1 protein-coding gene is annotated in these 543 nt (G+C 64.3%); it reads left to right on the forward strand.

All coding sequences use genetic code 11. The features are described from left to right. A partial coding sequence (locus EIZ45_RS45830) for an integrase core domain-containing protein (protein ID WP_240692058.1) occupies window positions 1-543 on the forward strand: 543 nt, incomplete at both ends.

Genomic DNA, 543 nt, shown 5'->3' on the forward strand with positions numbered 1-543 from the left:
GCAGTTCCTGCGCACGCAGGCCTCGACGATGCTGGCCTGTGACTTCTTCCACGTCGACTGCGCGTTCACTCTCAAGCGGATCTACGTGTTCTTCGTACTGGAGGTCGGCAGCCGCTACGTCCACGTCCTCGGCACGACCACGAACCCGGACGGTAGATGGACCACGCAGCAGATCCGCAACCTCGTGGTGGCGCTCGGCGATCGAGTTGACGAGTTCAGCTTTCTCATCCGCGACCGGGCTGGCCAGTTCGCGGCCGCCTTCGATGCCGTCCTGGCGGACGTGGGCATCGAAACGATAAGGATTCCGCCGCGTTGTCCACGGGCCAACTGCTACGCCGAGCGGTTCGTGCTGACAGCCAGATCCGAACTCGCCGATCGTATGTTGATCCTCAACGAGCGGCATCTGCGGGCCGTGCTTGCCGAGTACGTCCGGCACTACAACGGTCGACGGCCGCACCGTTCTCGCCAGCTTCGCCCACCTCGGCCCACCTACCCCGCGGCAGACCTCAACACTCAGCGGATCAAGCGACAGCGGCTTCTCGG

The organism is Amycolatopsis sp. CFH S0740 (genome assembly GCF_004522315.1).
Taxonomy (GTDB): Bacteria; Actinomycetota; Actinomycetes; order Mycobacteriales; family Pseudonocardiaceae; genus Amycolatopsis; species Amycolatopsis nivea.